Source organism: Amycolatopsis sp. NPDC043885 (assembly GCF_056435685.1).
The window spans coordinates 165,757-178,919 of the sequence record NZ_JBWKEA010000015.1 but is presented as its reverse complement, the minus strand read 5'-3'; the positions used below and the strand labels follow the sequence as shown (position 1 = coordinate 178,919).

The 13,163-nt window shown below is 68.0% G+C and carries 12 protein-coding genes; 1 reads left to right on the top strand and 11 read right to left on the bottom strand.

Annotated elements, in window-relative coordinates; genetic code table 11:
- Positions 1–134 precede the first annotated feature (134 nt).
- From AC069I_RS32990 to AC069I_RS32965, 6 genes are read right to left on the bottom strand one after another with little or no spacing between them, the layout of a single operon-like run.
- Positions 135–1,580 carry a carboxylesterase/lipase family protein gene (locus AC069I_RS32990; protein WP_478267159.1) on the bottom strand — a complete coding sequence of 482 codons (1,446 nt, stop codon included), beginning with the start codon at positions 1,578–1,580 and terminating at the stop codon, positions 135–137.
- An 18-nt stretch (positions 1,581–1,598) separates the two neighbouring features.
- Positions 1,599–2,552 (bottom strand): aldo/keto reductase, encoded by a 954-nt coding sequence (locus AC069I_RS32985; RefSeq protein ID WP_478229112.1) that lies wholly within the window; start codon positions 2,550–2,552, stop codon positions 1,599–1,601.
- Between the two features lie 19 nt (positions 2,553–2,571).
- Entirely contained in the window at positions 2,572–3,771 is a 1,200-nt protein-coding gene (locus AC069I_RS32980; protein ID WP_478267158.1) for a cytochrome P450, read from the bottom strand.
- An 18-nt stretch (positions 3,772–3,789) separates the two neighbouring features.
- Complete coding sequence (locus AC069I_RS32975; RefSeq protein ID WP_478229110.1) at positions 3,790–5,172, bottom strand: class I adenylate-forming enzyme family protein; 1,383 nt, start codon at positions 5,170–5,172, stop codon at positions 3,790–3,792.
- A 6-nt stretch (positions 5,173–5,178) separates the two neighbouring features.
- On the bottom strand, positions 5,179–5,871 hold the full coding sequence (locus tag AC069I_RS32970; RefSeq protein ID WP_478229109.1) for an HAD-IA family hydrolase: 693 nt from the start codon (positions 5,869–5,871) through the stop codon (positions 5,179–5,181).
- Complete coding sequence (locus AC069I_RS32965) at positions 5,871–7,052, bottom strand: DegT/DnrJ/EryC1/StrS family aminotransferase (RefSeq protein ID WP_478229108.1); 1,182 nt, start codon at positions 7,050–7,052, stop codon at positions 5,871–5,873. The genes AC069I_RS32970 and AC069I_RS32965 overlap by 1 nt, the downstream gene beginning before the upstream one ends.
- A gap of 252 nt (positions 7,053–7,304) precedes the next feature.
- On the opposite strand from AC069I_RS32965, the gene AC069I_RS32960 reads away from it, so the two are divergent.
- The gene (locus tag AC069I_RS32960) at positions 7,305–8,315 is read left to right on the top strand and encodes a methyltransferase (protein ID WP_478267157.1); all 1,011 of its coding nucleotides are present in this window, start codon (positions 7,305–7,307) and stop codon (positions 8,313–8,315) included.
- A 47-nt stretch (positions 8,316–8,362) separates the two neighbouring features.
- On the opposite strand, the gene AC069I_RS32955 is transcribed toward AC069I_RS32960, so the two are convergent.
- From AC069I_RS32955 to AC069I_RS32935, 5 genes are all read right to left on the bottom strand, one after another.
- On the bottom strand, positions 8,363–8,617 hold the full coding sequence (locus AC069I_RS32955) for a hypothetical protein (RefSeq protein ID WP_478267156.1): 255 nt from the start codon (positions 8,615–8,617) through the stop codon (positions 8,363–8,365).
- Positions 8,618–8,661: 44 nt separating this feature from the next.
- Complete coding sequence (locus tag AC069I_RS32950) at positions 8,662–9,306, bottom strand: PIN domain-containing protein (protein WP_478267155.1); 645 nt, start codon at positions 9,304–9,306, stop codon at positions 8,662–8,664.
- The gene (locus tag AC069I_RS32945; protein ID WP_478267154.1) at positions 9,303–10,169 is read right to left on the bottom strand and encodes an ImmA/IrrE family metallo-endopeptidase; all 867 of its coding nucleotides are present in this window, start codon (positions 10,167–10,169) and stop codon (positions 9,303–9,305) included. The genes AC069I_RS32950 and AC069I_RS32945 overlap by 4 nt, the downstream gene beginning before the upstream one ends.
- A gap of 15 nt (positions 10,170–10,184) precedes the next feature.
- Positions 10,185–10,520: a helix-turn-helix domain-containing protein gene (locus AC069I_RS32940; protein ID WP_478229104.1), complete on the bottom strand. Its 336-nt coding sequence runs from the start codon at positions 10,518–10,520 to the stop codon at positions 10,185–10,187.
- A 210-nt stretch (positions 10,521–10,730) separates the two neighbouring features.
- Positions 10,731–13,145, bottom strand: a complete 2,415-nt coding sequence (locus tag AC069I_RS32935) for a TOTE conflict system archaeo-eukaryotic primase domain-containing protein (protein ID WP_478267153.1) — start codon at positions 13,143–13,145, stop codon at positions 10,731–10,733.
- Positions 13,146–13,163: the final 18 nt, after the last annotated feature.

Genomic DNA, 13,163 nt, shown 5'->3' with positions numbered 1-13,163 from the left:
ATGAAGGAATCGGGACGTCGAGTGTCCCGATTCCTTCATGAACAGAACTTGCCGATGGCCTCCGAACCGTTCAAGGCCCCTTTTCTTACGCCTAGCGCAAGAAAAGGGGCCTTCACGTACTTCGGAGCCGGGGATCAGGCGTCGGTCCGGACCAGGTCCACGACACCGAATCGATGGTCACGCCAGACAGCGGCGGACCGTTCTTCGGGATAGGGCCGCACCGAAGGCGTGGTGTCGTAGATCCGGGTGGCGCGCCCACGCGGTTCGAAGGAGGGCCAGCCGGGATCGCCGGTCGCGGCGAACGCGAGGTACTCGGCGCGCATTAGCTCCGAAAGCACGCGATGCTGTTCGACCGCGGCGGGACCCGCGCTCGTGACATCGCCCGACACGTCGGTGGTGCCGAAGACGAGTGACGCGTCCAGCATGTGGCAGGCGCCCTCCGGCCCGTAACCCCAGCACAGCTCGGAAAACCAGACCGGTGCCCCACCCGCTCGCGCAGCTTCGGCCAGGCGCAGCGTCGGCATCCGCAGCAGCCAGTCCCCCAGCGCGATTTCCCGCAACCCGGCCGCGTCGAGCCCGGGGAACTCCGCGCGGTAACGGTCCGCGTCCACGGTCGGCGCGAGGGTGGCGACCAGCTCCTCCACCGCGGCGTCTTCAGCGGGACCAAGCCTGGCGGCGAGCATCCTGGCGTCGTCACGGGTGTGACCGAGCAGCAGCGGGACCAGGTTCGCCGCCCCCGCGGCCAGCCCCTCCCAGGGGGCGACGGGCAGGATCTCGCCGTCGACCACCGGGGAGAACGGGGTCGGGGTGTGGACGACGGGACCCCACCGCGGGTCCATGCGTTCGCTGACCGCCATCACGGCCGCCAGCAGCCGCGACGGATCGACGTCGGCGAGCTCCGCTACGCCCGTCTCGGCGCGGATGTGCTCGGTCACGTCGGCGGCCAGCTCCGGCGTGAGATACGTACCGGGCAGGCTCTGCAGAACGGCGCGGTCGAACAGCCCTGCCGCCCTCGGCATCACCAGCAGGGCGGCGCACGAACCGGCGCCGGCCGACTGGCCGTACACCGTGACGTTGCCGGGATCGCCCCCGAAAGCGGCGATGTTGTCCTTCACCCAGCGCAGCGCGGCGACCTGGTCGAGCAGCCCGCGATTGTCCGGATGGCCCTCGACATGGGCCCACCCTTCGGCACCGACGCGGTAGTTGACGCTGACCACCACGGCGCCGCCACGGGCGAGCCTCGTCCCGTCGAAATGCGGATTCGCGGTGGTGCACTGCAGATACGCCCCACCGGTGATCCAGACGATCACCGGCAGCCCGCCCGCACCGGGATCCGGAGTCCAGACCGCCAGGGTCAGCCATTCGTCGCCGGCCGTGGGTGCCTGAGGGCCGGGCGGCGCGGTGCCGAACTCGGAGACATCGCGTACCCCGTCCCAAAGCGCCGCCGGCCGGGGCTCGGTGAACCGGTTCGCGCCGACCGGCGGAGCTGCGAACGGGATACCCCGGAAGGCGCAGATCCCGTCCAGTGCTTCACCCTCGACCAGCCCGGTGGTGACCCGGGCGCGTGGCCGGTTGCTCATCCCATTCCTCCCTCGGAATCACGCGGCGGGACCGTCCTGCCAGGTGCTTTCATCGAGCGGGACCGCTTCGATCTCCGCCATCAGCGCGTCTTCGATCACCACTTCGCTCAACGCCAGTGTTCGCTCATAGCTGGCGATACTCGCCGCGCCGACGATCGTCGACGTGATCCTCGGATCGCGAAGCGACCACCGCAGCGCCGCCGCGGCGATCGGCACGCCCGCTTCGGCGCACAGCCGCCCGATCCCGTCGGCCGCCGCCAGCAGAGCGGGCGGAGCCTCCCGGTAGGCGTAGTGGCTGCGCTCCAGCGGCCAGGCCGTCAGCAGCCCACCGCCGTAGGGCGCGGCGTTGGACACCCCGAGACCGCGTTCGGCTGCCAGGTCGAGCAGCTTGTCCGCCGACCGGTCCACCAGCGTCCAGCGGTTGTGGGTGATCAGGGCCTCGAAATGACCGGTGGCCACCAGATCGCACAGCAGCGGGGTCGGGCCACCGGCGACACCGAGATGCTCGACGAGACCTTCGTCCCTGACCGCGAGCAAGGCCTCGACCGCCCCGCCGCGCCCGAGGAGCTCGCCGGGCGCGGCGTATTCCGGGTCGTGGAGGTAGCACACCGGCAGCCGGTCCAGGCCCAGCCGGTCCAGGCTTTCCCGGATCGACTCGCGCATCCGCGCACCGGAGAAGTCGCCGGTGAAATGCCGGTCCGCCTTGGTCTGCACCAGGAAACCCGGTGGCATGCCGCCGAGTTCGGCCAGCACACCACCGATCCGCCGCTCGCTCTCCCCTTCGCCGTAGTTGTTCGAGGTGTCCACCACGGTGATCCGGCCGTCGCTCACCACGCGGCGCAGCACTTCCGCGGACCGCGCGCGAGTCGGCCCGGAGCCGTCCGCCCAATGCCGCCAGCCCGCCGCGCCCACCGTCACCGGGGACACGGTCAGCCCGGTCCGGCCGAGCGGCCGTTTCTCGGTGTCCACCATCGCTTTCCCTCCTCCGTGCCTAAAGGCGGATGAACAGGCTTTCGACCCCGCGGGTCACCGTGCTGGCCCACCGCTTCGGCGGCCTGGACAGCCGCATACCGGGGAACCGCGTGAAGAGTTCCCTCAACGCCACCACGGCCTCCAGCCGGGCGAGGTTCGCACCGAGGCAGTAGTGCGTACCGGCACCGAAGGCCAGCGTCCGGCTGCGCTTGCGATGGGGATCGAACTCGTCCGGGTTGTCCATTGTGGAGGAATCCCGCTCTGCCGCCGCCCACGAGAAGAAGATCATCTCACCGTCGCCGGGTATCGTCTTCCCGCCGACCGACACCGGGCAAGTGGTGATCCGGCTCGTCGAGATCATCAGCGGCGTGTCGAACCGCAGCGATTCCTCGACGAGGGTCTCGTAGTCCACGCTCCCGGCCAGGACCTTGCCGGTCAGTTCTTCCGATTCGAGCACGGTCACGAGCGTGTTGGCGATCAGGTTGGTCGAACTCTCGTGACCGGCGATCAGCAGCAGGTACACCATCGAGACCAGTTCGTCGAAGGACATGGGGGGCGCGCCGTCGGGTCCCTCCGCCTTCGCCATGCGTTCGGCGAGGCTGCTGCCGTCACCGTCGCGCAAGGTCCGACGCAGCACGTCCTCCAGATGTTCCCGCGCCGCCGTGATGGCGTCGGAGTCGTCGCCGTCGGTCACGGTTTCGTTGGTCCAGTGTCGGAACAGGGTGCGGTCGACCAGCGGCACCCCGACAATCTCGATGATCATCTCCAGCGCGAACCGGTATGCGAACGCTTCGACGATGTCGACTTCTTCGCCCTCGTGGAGGTTGCCGAGCAGTTCGTCGGCGATCTCTTCGAGCCGAGGCACCATCTGCGCGATGACCTTGGGCTTGAACGCACCGGCGACCGTCTGGCGCAGCTGACCGTGCCGCGGCTCGTCGCAGGTGAGCATCCCCAGTGTCGAATTGCCGCCGCCGTCCGGATGCGCGACCCCGAGAAAGCGCGGGCCGGCCGCCAGCGTCGTCTCGAAGAGGAGTTCGCGGATCGCCTCGGCCTCGACGACCAGCCAGGCGGGCAGGTCGAACGGCAACCGCACCTTGTGCACAGGCCCGGCCTCCTGCAGGGATTTCATGACGGCGTGCGGGTCGCGGTAGAACTCTTCCTTAGCCTCGCAGAGGTCGACGACGTCGCCTCTGGCCGCGGCCTCATCAATGCTCGACATGCTTCGTCCTTCCCAACGTCAACGGTCTACGTCTTCAGTACGGGGCGCGTAGATCAATTTCCCGGTCGAGGTCTGCGGCAGTCGGTCCACCCACTCGACCTGCCGCGGCACCTCGAAGGCGTCGAGCCGGTCACGGCTCCAGCCCAGGAGGTCCGGGCGCTCGTGCCCGGGTTCGACCACGGCCCTCGCCACCGGGAACTCCCCTCGCACCTTGTCTTCGGCGACGATCACCTGAACCTGGACCACGTCCGGATGCGCCGAAAGGACGGCCTCCAGCCGAGAGCGGCGGGTCTTCCGGCCGGCGATGTTGATCAGATCGCCGAGCCGTCCGGTGATGCGCAGGCCGTCCGCATCGCGTTCGGCGAGATCACCGGTGCGGTACCAGCCGTCCTCGGTGGGCAGCGGACGCATCTCCCCTTCGGTGAGATAGCCTGCGGCGAACGAGTCGTTCCGGGCGAGCAGTTCGCCCTCCCCCGGCCCGATCCGGACGTCGACACCGTCCAGCGGCGTGCCGATGCTCCCCGGCGCCGACGTCTCCTTCAAGGACGCGATCGCCATCGTTCCCACCTCGGACGCCCCATAGGCGTTGAGGAGGCGGAAACCGTGGTCGCGGCAGATTCGGGCCACTGCTTCCGGCCGCAGCGGGGCACCGGCCGACACCGTCTGCCTCAAACCGGTGAAGTCGAGCGAGCCGGCCGCAGCGATCATGTGGACGTGGTTCGGCAGCGCGACGAGTGTTCCGGCGCCCGTGCGCGCCACGGCCTTCACGAGCGACTGGGGCAGCGACGAAGGCGCACGATAGGTGGTCTTCGCGCCGGCCAGCAGTCCGGCGAGCAGCCCGTGCGTGAACCCGTAGGAGTGGAAGACCGGTGCGGCACAGACGATTCCGTCCGGAGAGCCGTCGCCGTGCAGCGAGCCCGTGATCCGGACGGCGTCACGGAGAACGGCGTCGACCGGTTTCACCACCGCCTTGGGCGCGGCGGTCGACCCCGAGGTCTGGAACAGGATCGAGTCCCCCGGCAGGGTGGCGGGCAGTGCCGTCGCGGGTTCTTCGACGCGACGCTCCAGGTGACAAGCGAGGTTTCCGCCGAGCGTCACCGGATGACCGGACGACGGCTTGTCGCTGATCAGCACGTCGGCCGCGTCGAACGTGCCGTTGGCCGCCGGGTCACGCAGCAGCACGGGGACGCGCAGCCGGCCGGCTGCGGACACCGCGGTGACGATCAGGGCCGGGTTCGCGGTGGAGGTCGCCAGGATCCGCGCGCCCCCGAACCGCCGGGAGATCTCGGCGGCCAGCAGGGTTCCCGCGCGCAGCAGGCTTTCGCCCGACCACTCGACGTCGTCCACGACGAGCCGGGCTGTCCCGACGTCGGCGAGCACCTGCTCGATGGTCATCGTCATCCGGGCCTACTTTCTCGTCCCGAGGACGAACGCGAGGAGTTCGTCGGCGCTCTCCAGGCTCGCGTCCGGTCCGGCGGCCAGGAGCACGTCGCGATCGCACTCTCCCCACAGGGCCGCCACCGCGGTGACACCGGCGGCCCGCGCGGCCTCCAGGTCGTAGGCGGCGTCACCGATCATCACGGCTTCGCTCGCTTCGACGTCCATCAACGCGAGAGCCCTGCGCACGATGTCGGGGGCGGGCTTGGGGCGGTCGACCTCGTCCGAGCCGATCACGTGCTCGAACCGGTCCAGCACACCGAGCCCGTCGAGCAGCGACCGTGCGCGCGCCCCCGCCTTGCCGGTCGCGACCGCACACGGAATGCCGTGCTCGCGCAGTCCGGCGAGCAGTTCCCGCACACCGGGATAGAGCTCGATCCGATCCGCCAGCCGGTAGCTCTCGCGGACGAAGGGGCCTTCCATGTCGAGCGGGAGCCCCATTTTCCGCATGATCTCGGGGAAATACCCGCCGAGGTGGCGCAGGTACACCTCGAACGGCGGCTCTCCGTCGCCGACCACTTCCCGGAACGCGTGGGTGAACGCCAGGCGCATCACCTCGAACGAGTTCACGAGAACGCCGTCGAGGTCGAAGACCACGGCGTTCAGCGCGGTCCCGGCGGCCCGGTATTCCACGACGGAGCCGGCCACGATCTCATCGGACATCAGGAGACAGCCACCTTCGCCACCACGTCCGCGACGATTTCCGCGACCGTGGCCATCTGTTCCTCGGTGCCGAGCAAGGTCCGATGGTGCAGCCAGACACAATCACCAGAAATCGCCTCGACGTTGGGGCACCGGGCGGCGATGGTTTCGAGGTCTTCGTCAGGAGCGGCCATTTCCCAGAAGGCGTCGGTGCGATAGATCGCACGGAACGCCGCGAACGCCGGAACCCCGTGCGCGATGAGTTCGTCGACCAGCCGCCGTCGCTGTTCGACGGTGATCCCCGGCACCCGGAACATCGCCATGTAATGCGGATTGCGGGTGCACCGGTCATCCGTTCCCTGCGGGACGACACCCGGAATGCGGGCGAGCAGCGCGGAAAGCACCGGCCAGCGCTGTTCGCGCACGTCGATCTGGCCGCCGAGGCGGGCGAGCTGGGCGCGCAGGACGCTCGCCGAGAACTCGTTCATCCGGAAGTTGGAGCCTGACATCCTGTGCTCGTAGGCGCGATCGGTCGGCGGACGGCCGCAGCTGTGCCGCAGGAAAGCGGTCTCGTACTCCAGCGAATCGGAGAAGGTGAGAGCACCGCCCTCCCCCGCCGTCATCAGCTTGCCGTTCTGGAAGCTGTAAGCAGCGATGGACGAAAGTTCACCGAGCCGCACACCCCGCCACTCGGCGCCCTGGGCGTGCGCGGCGTCGTGCACCAGGGGAACCCCGGCGTCGCCGGACAGTTTGCCCAGCGCGTCGAGATCGGCGAGCAGACCCGCCATGTGGACGGGCATGATCGCGCGGGTCTTCTCGGTCACCGCGGCCTCGGCCGCTCGGACGTCGATGTTGTAGGTGTCCGGATCGACGTCGACCGGCACGGCCACCGCGCCCAGCCGCTGCACGGCCTGCGACGACGAGATGAAGGTGAACGCCGGGACGACGACCTCGGTCCCCGGACCCACGCCGATGACCTGGAGGGCAAGTTCCAGCGCGTGGGTTCCGCTCGTCACCGCCAGCGCGCTGCGCGCGCCGTGGTACTCGGCGAACTCCTTTTCGAACTCCGACACCTCCTGTCCACCGAAACGCCACCACCCGTCCTGGTCGAGAGCACGCAGGAGAGCGGTCTTTTCAGAATCGTCGTACTGCGGCCAATTCGGCAACTCAAGATTTCGACGAGAAATGGATATCACGTCCATTCATTGCTCTGCCCGCTTCCGGTGAGAACGGACAGCCGGCGGCTTTTCGGCGGATTGCCTCGGCCACCATATGAGCAGCCGATCCGAAACGGCAAACCTCATCACGATCGACCGGGAAAGACGACTGTCAAGTGCGGCACTTCCGCAGTTGCACGGCAATCCCGCGGGCACGCTTGCCCTTGTCCGCGCGGTTCTGGTATCGCGCCGACCACCGGTCTATACCACTGAACCACGACTGGATAGGCTTGCGGAATGAACCAACCCACAGCGAAGCGGTCGATCATGCCCTTGGCCGATTTGGCCACCCCGATGGCCGTCCGGGTGGCCGCGACGCTCGGCCTGGCGGAACACGCGGGAACGGACGGAGCGACGGCGGAACGGCTCGCGTCCCTGACTGGGACGTCGGCGGCGGCACTGAGCAGGCTGCTCGATCACCTGGTCGCGGCGGGTGTTTTCGACCTGGACACGGAATCCAGCCGCTACCGACCGACGGACCTCGGCGCCCAGCTGCGGGAAGACGCGCCCGAAGGGTTTAAACCCCTGCTCGACATCACCTGCGCCGGGGGCCGCGCCGAACTCGCATTCGTCGATCTCCTCGAAGTGATAACCAGCGGCGCACCCGCCTATCCGCACCGGTACGGCCGCGATTTCTGGGCCGACCTCGACGCCGAACCGAAATTGCGGACCTCGTTCGACGCCCAGATGAACTGGCGGTTCCGTGAGCAGGCACCGCTGATCGCCCGGAACTTCGACTGGAGCCGCTTCCCCGACATCGTCGACGTGGGTGGCGGCGACGGCCCCTTGCTCGTCGAGATCCTTCGGGCCCATCCGGGTGTCCGCGGCCGGATCCTCGACCTGCCGCCGACGGCCGCGGCCGCCGCCGAACGGCTGAAGGCCGCCGGACTCGACGACCGGGCGAGCGCCGTGCCCGGCAGTTTCTTCGACCCGCTGCCCACGGGGGCTGACGCCTACCTGCTGTCCGACATCCTGCACGACTGGGACGACGAGCACGCCCGCGAGATCCTCGCCGGCTGCCGTCGCGCCGCCGAACCGGACGCGTCCGTCGTGCTGATCGAGCCGGTGCGGGGGCACGGTGCCGACACCGCGATCGATCTGTTCATGCTGATGTGCTTCGGCAGCAAGGAAAGGACCGTCGAGGAGCTGACCGAACTGGCGACCGGCTGTGGACTCGCCTTCCGCGACGCGGCCCCGGTGACGAACGGCCGCTGGGCACTGGAGTTCACGGTCGCGCCCCAGCCCTGACGACCCGGGCGTCGCGGCGGGCGGTGGCCGGCATCCCAAGGCAACGCTCAGGTCGTCACCGACCTCGACCTGAGCCGATAAGCCAGCGCGAGCAGAATGCCGGCATCCGAGACACCGCATGACAGCCACACCAGCGACCCGCCGACCACGACGTGCACGACGCTGGTGACCAGGGTGTCCGGCAGCCGCGCCGCGACCGCCAGCACAGGCAACGCGACGAAGTAGGCCACCGCATCGAACGCCGCCTTGCCGTACTTGCCGGCAACGAGCGGGTCCGCGACGTTCAGTGCCACGGTGACCACGCTCGCGAAGATCAGGAGCTGGCGCGCCGGTCGCTGCTCCCGGTTCAGCGGACACGGGTGAGGGCGCGCGCAGGTCTAGGACCAGTGGACAGATGCCAGGAGGTTGGTGTTCTCGATCGGCGGTAGACCGTCATCGAGACCGCGCAGCCGGTCGTAGATGCTGCGCATCGTGGCCTTGTCTGGAATGTGCTGTCCGCCGCCGCACGCTCCAGGATTGCCCGCGTGCTCACAAGCATGATCGCCCCCACAGCGTGACCGCTGGCCCGGAGCCGTCTGAGTCGGTTGATCTCCGAAGTGGCGATCCGTGCTCCTGATCCGTCGTCGATGAGCACGGTCACTGTCTCGCCGGATTCGGCGGCGACGACCGCGTGCGCGATGACCATTGTCTCGCCCAGATCTTTCGGGTGTTTCAGCCGCTCTTCCATGGGTAGCTGGGTGATCCGGTGGACGACCGCTGCAAGCTCGGGTGTCTGGTCATCGGAAAGTATCTGCACCCACTTGGGCGTCAGCTTTCGCCAGACCACTGCCGCGGAGCGGAAGCGCCCATCCTGCCGGGCCTTGCGGAGCACTTCGTCTTGCACGGTCTCCGGGGTGCTGAGCGGACCCAAGATCTCGATGAGGAGGCGCTCTTTGTTGATCGAGAGAAAATTCAGGCCGGGGCCGGCGTCGATGATCGGCCGGTGGCTCATCCTGAATCTCTCTCTGCCGCCGCAACCTGGCCGTTGTCATCTGGCGCGTTGAGATCCTCTTCCAGAACCGCCAGATCTACGTGCACGTCGGGTAGTTCGGTCGGAGCGGCCCACGCGATCTCCTGTTCGGTGGGCACGACACCTGCCTCACGCAGGTCCGCCTCGGCGGCCTCCAGTGTGATGCCGCGCAAGGTGGCGATGGCTTGCGCAGGCAGCACCGCCTCCGCGTAGCCCCTGATCGCGCGGGCGAGCAACTGTTGCGGTGCCCTCCGCTGATTAGAGTCGGCCTGTAATGCGCGGTACTGATCGCTCCACCCGAACCGGGACGCCAGTTGGGGCGCGGTCAGCGCCATCCACTCCTGCTTGGTGCCGTCATCGACGTAATTGGCTTGGTGCAGCGCGATGGCGGCAATCTGGGGTGATACCAAGAATCGCTGAACGACCGCAGAGAGGGCGGCTTGGGTCACGAACTCTTGATCTCCGAGGAACTCACGCAAGCCCTCGACCGGTACGAGCAGGTGTCGCGCGAAGGCGTCGGCTCGAATCTCCGCGGAGCTGCGTTCGCTCCAGTTGCCCGTACCGTTGTCAGCCCAGTCCTCGAACAGCACGTGGCCAAGTTCGTGGGCAAGCGTGCTGCGTTGTCGCATCGGGTTCGGGGTGCGCGCGACGCCGATGAACACGGCGCCGCGCGCAGGGTCCCGCATCGTCAGGCCGTGTTCGTCCGGGCCGACATCGAGTACGGCCACGTCGATCCTGGTTGCCTGCTCGATGACTGCCACAAGGTCACCCAACGGCTGCACACCCAGGTGGTGCTCTTGGCGGAACCGCGCGGCGACGATACGACCTTCAGTTTCAGCGCTCAAGATTATCTATCCACATCAGACCGTGGCGGGGATGGCCTGGTCGTCCAGGTAGTTGTCCAGTTCCAGGAAGTGCAGCAGCGCTTCACGCATGCGGTCCATGTCGGAGTCGTTGGTGGCGCGGGCGGCGCACTGCACGCGGTCGGCCACCGTCCCAGCTTCGGTGAGTTGGGCGACCGTATGTCCGGTTGCCCACGCGATCGCGACCACCTCCGGCATCTTCGCCGCTCTATCCCCGGTGATGATCCGCGACAAGGTGGGCTGCGAGATGCCGGTCGCGTCCGCAAGGGCGCGCTGACTGAGGCCCGCAGCAACGCGGGCACGCTCAATAGGCACACCGGAACCCATTGTCATCGCAGCCACCCTTCATGGACTGAATCATGATCGGTTGATGTGATTCAGTGTAGCTTAGTGCGGCACGCAACGCCAACGCGCTACGACTGAACTACTGCGCGCGCGGGACGCACAGTCGATCGTGTATATCCCGTGGACGGTGTGCGTTGTCGCCTGGTCATTCTGATCAAGAGCAGCCCAATGTGCCTGCTCATCGACGGCTACTCCTGCTCAACGTGTTGCTGCCCGGCGCGGGTCGGGGAAGCCGAGGCTGACATAGCCGGGCGCGCGTTTGGCCAGGGAAGAGGCCAGGACGCCGGTGCTGATGTCGTGGTAGTCGTGGACTTCGGCGGTGGCCTTGCCAGCGTGTGCGCGGAGGATCCGACCCGCGTACTGGACGAGGCGTCCTTTGAACGCGATCGGTGCGGCGAGGAAGAGCGTGTCCAGTGCGGGGCAGTCGAATCCTTCGCCGACGAATGGTCCAGTGGCGACGACCAGCAGCGGTATTCCGTTCGCAGGCTGGAGGCGGGCGAGGGCGTCGCGGCGGGCGGTCGCGCTCATGCCGCCGCGCAGCACGATCGGGTCAAGCGAACGTCGCCTGAGTTCGTCGGTGAACCGTTCGACGTGGGTGGTCCATTGGGTGAGCAGTAGGCAGTGCCGGCCTCGGTTCAGTGCGGCGATCACGTCGTCGACGATCTGGGTGAGGCGGGTGTCGTCGGCGACGAGGTCGCGGTAGATGGCCGCCATCCCGCCGGGCTTCGTCGGGTCGGCGTCACCGGCATAGCGGTAGGCGGTGTCGTGTACGTGGAGCACGGGCGTCGGACGCTGCGCGGTCGTGTCCAATTCGAGCTGGGGTGCGCTGTCCTCGCTAGGGCGGGTGGGTTGGGTGATGGTGTGCCGGATCGGGCCGAGTTGCAGTGCGATCAGGTCGTCGAGCTTATCGCGTCGGTATGGGGTGGCGGTGAGTCCGAGCCAGCGGCGGGCCGGGATCTGCTTGACGGCGTGCTCGAACGCGGCGGCGGGGATGTGGTGGCACTCGTCGACGACGACCAGTCCGTAGCCGCTGGCGAGTTCCTCGATGTCGTTCATGCGGGCCAGGGTTTGCAGCATGACGACATCGATCACGCCGCGGGTTTTGCGGCGGCCACCGCCGAGTTGGCCGGCTTTGACGCCCAGCAGTTCGCTGATCCGGGTGCGCCATTGGTCGGCCAGGGTCTTGCGGTCGACCAGCACGAGCGTGGAGATCGCGTGGGTGGCGATGACCGCGCAGGCCATCACGGTCTTGCCCGCACCCGGTGGCGCGACCAGCACACCCAGGTCATGCTCGCGTAGATCGGCTACGGCGGCTTGCTGCTGACGGGTCAATGTAGCGGCAAATGTGAACTCCCGCGTCTCGCCGGCCTGCCGCTCGTCGATCACCTCGAGGCGGCTGCCCGCCTGCTCGACCAGCGAGACGACCGTGTCGTGCAGACCTCGGGGCAGGATGAGCCCGCCGTCGAGAGTTTCGTCGTAGTTGCGCAGGAACCGCGTTGTGTCCCAGGTGGACATTCGGAGCCGCTGACGCTCGTAGAACACCGGATTTGTCATCGATGCCGCGTGCTTCAGCGTCGCGTGCAACGCTGGGGTCAACTCCCCTGATTCCAGGCGGATTCCCGAGTCGAGCCGCGCGCGCACGATCGCGGAGGCGGTAGTACGGATCCGAGTCGAGACCGCAGCACCGATCTTGTCGATGCCGACGCCGACAGTGATTCCACCGGCGCGGCGCGCGACCCGATTGACCTCAGCAGGGCTCATCCGGCCAAGCGAGGACAGATAGGCCCACTGGTCATCGCAGGGTTCCATGGTCGCCAGATCGAGGAATACCGTCGCGCCGTCCTGGCGGGCCTTGCCCTGCAAAGGTGCGGCGATCAGGTTCCCCACGCCGCCCGAGGGCAGCACGTCCTGGGACGGGAAGAGCCGGTCGTAGCTGGCCAGGTCCATGCGGCCACGTACCGCCATCGCCTCCCGCAAGAGGGCGGTGCCAAGTCGGCGAGCTGTCTCCGCGGGCACGGGTGCGGTGAAGAACACCCACGCATGGGCGCCCACACCTGAGCGCGACACTTCCAACGCGGCCGACACCGACCACACCCTGGCGGCCTTCAGGTAAGCCAGGGCGTCCAGCATCGCCATCGGGCCGTCGAAGTCGGCCGCCAGCCACCAGCACAGGTCGCCGTCCACCAGCGGATACAGCCCGACATGCATGTCACCGGTCAGATGCGTGCGCAGCACGTCCTTGCTCAGCGGCAGGTAGTCGCGGTCCTCGTGCCGGACGTCTTTGCGCCACCCACCACGCACCGCCGGCAGCCAACCAGATTGGCCAGTACGCGTGTTCTCCCATCGCGTGGCGTAGATGTCGATGCGGGCGGCGAACAGGGCGGCGAAGAAATCGACCTTCACCTCCGGGGCCGATCGCCGGTCGACCGGGCCGGGGTGCGCTTCGAAGAAGCCGGTCTGAATCGGTCCGGGCGGAGCCGCCTGTTTCGATGTCAGCTCCAACAGCCGCAGCAACCGCGTGTTCTCCGCTCGCAACTGAGTTGTCAGCGCACGGAGCTCCGCGAGTTCCTCCGCGAGCCCCGCAGCCTTCGCCGACTGGAGATCGTCTTTCACAGAGCCTGCCGTAGATGG

What these genes read in the sequence shown, in the direction of transcription:
- AC069I_RS32940 (WP_478229104.1), bottom strand. Translation starts at nt 10,520, where the DNA reads ATGACAATGGGTTCCGGTGTGCCTATTGAGCGTGCCCGCGTTGCTGCG.
- AC069I_RS32985 (WP_478229112.1), bottom strand. Translation starts at nt 2,552, where the DNA reads ATGGTGGACACCGAGAAACGGCCGCTCGGCCGGACCGGGCTGACCGTG.
- AC069I_RS32975 (WP_478229110.1), bottom strand. Translation starts at nt 5,172, where the DNA reads ATGACGATGACCATCGAGCAGGTGCTCGCCGACGTCGGGACAGCCCGG.
- AC069I_RS32965 (WP_478229108.1), bottom strand. Translation starts at nt 7,052, where the DNA reads ATGGACGTGATATCCATTTCTCGTCGAAATCTTGAGTTGCCGAATTGG.
- AC069I_RS32970 (WP_478229109.1), bottom strand. Translation starts at nt 5,871, where the DNA reads ATGTCCGATGAGATCGTGGCCGGCTCCGTCGTGGAATACCGGGCCGCC.
- AC069I_RS32980 (WP_478267158.1), bottom strand. Translation starts at nt 3,771, where the DNA reads ATGTCGAGCATTGATGAGGCCGCGGCCAGAGGCGACGTCGTCGACCTC.
- AC069I_RS32950 (WP_478267155.1), bottom strand. Translation starts at nt 9,306, where the DNA reads ATGAGCCACCGGCCGATCATCGACGCCGGCCCCGGCCTGAATTTTCTC.
- AC069I_RS32990 (WP_478267159.1), bottom strand. Translation starts at nt 1,580, where the DNA reads ATGAGCAACCGGCCACGCGCCCGGGTCACCACCGGGCTGGTCGAGGGT.
- AC069I_RS32960 (WP_478267157.1), top strand. Translation starts at nt 7,305, where the DNA reads ATGAACCAACCCACAGCGAAGCGGTCGATCATGCCCTTGGCCGATTTG.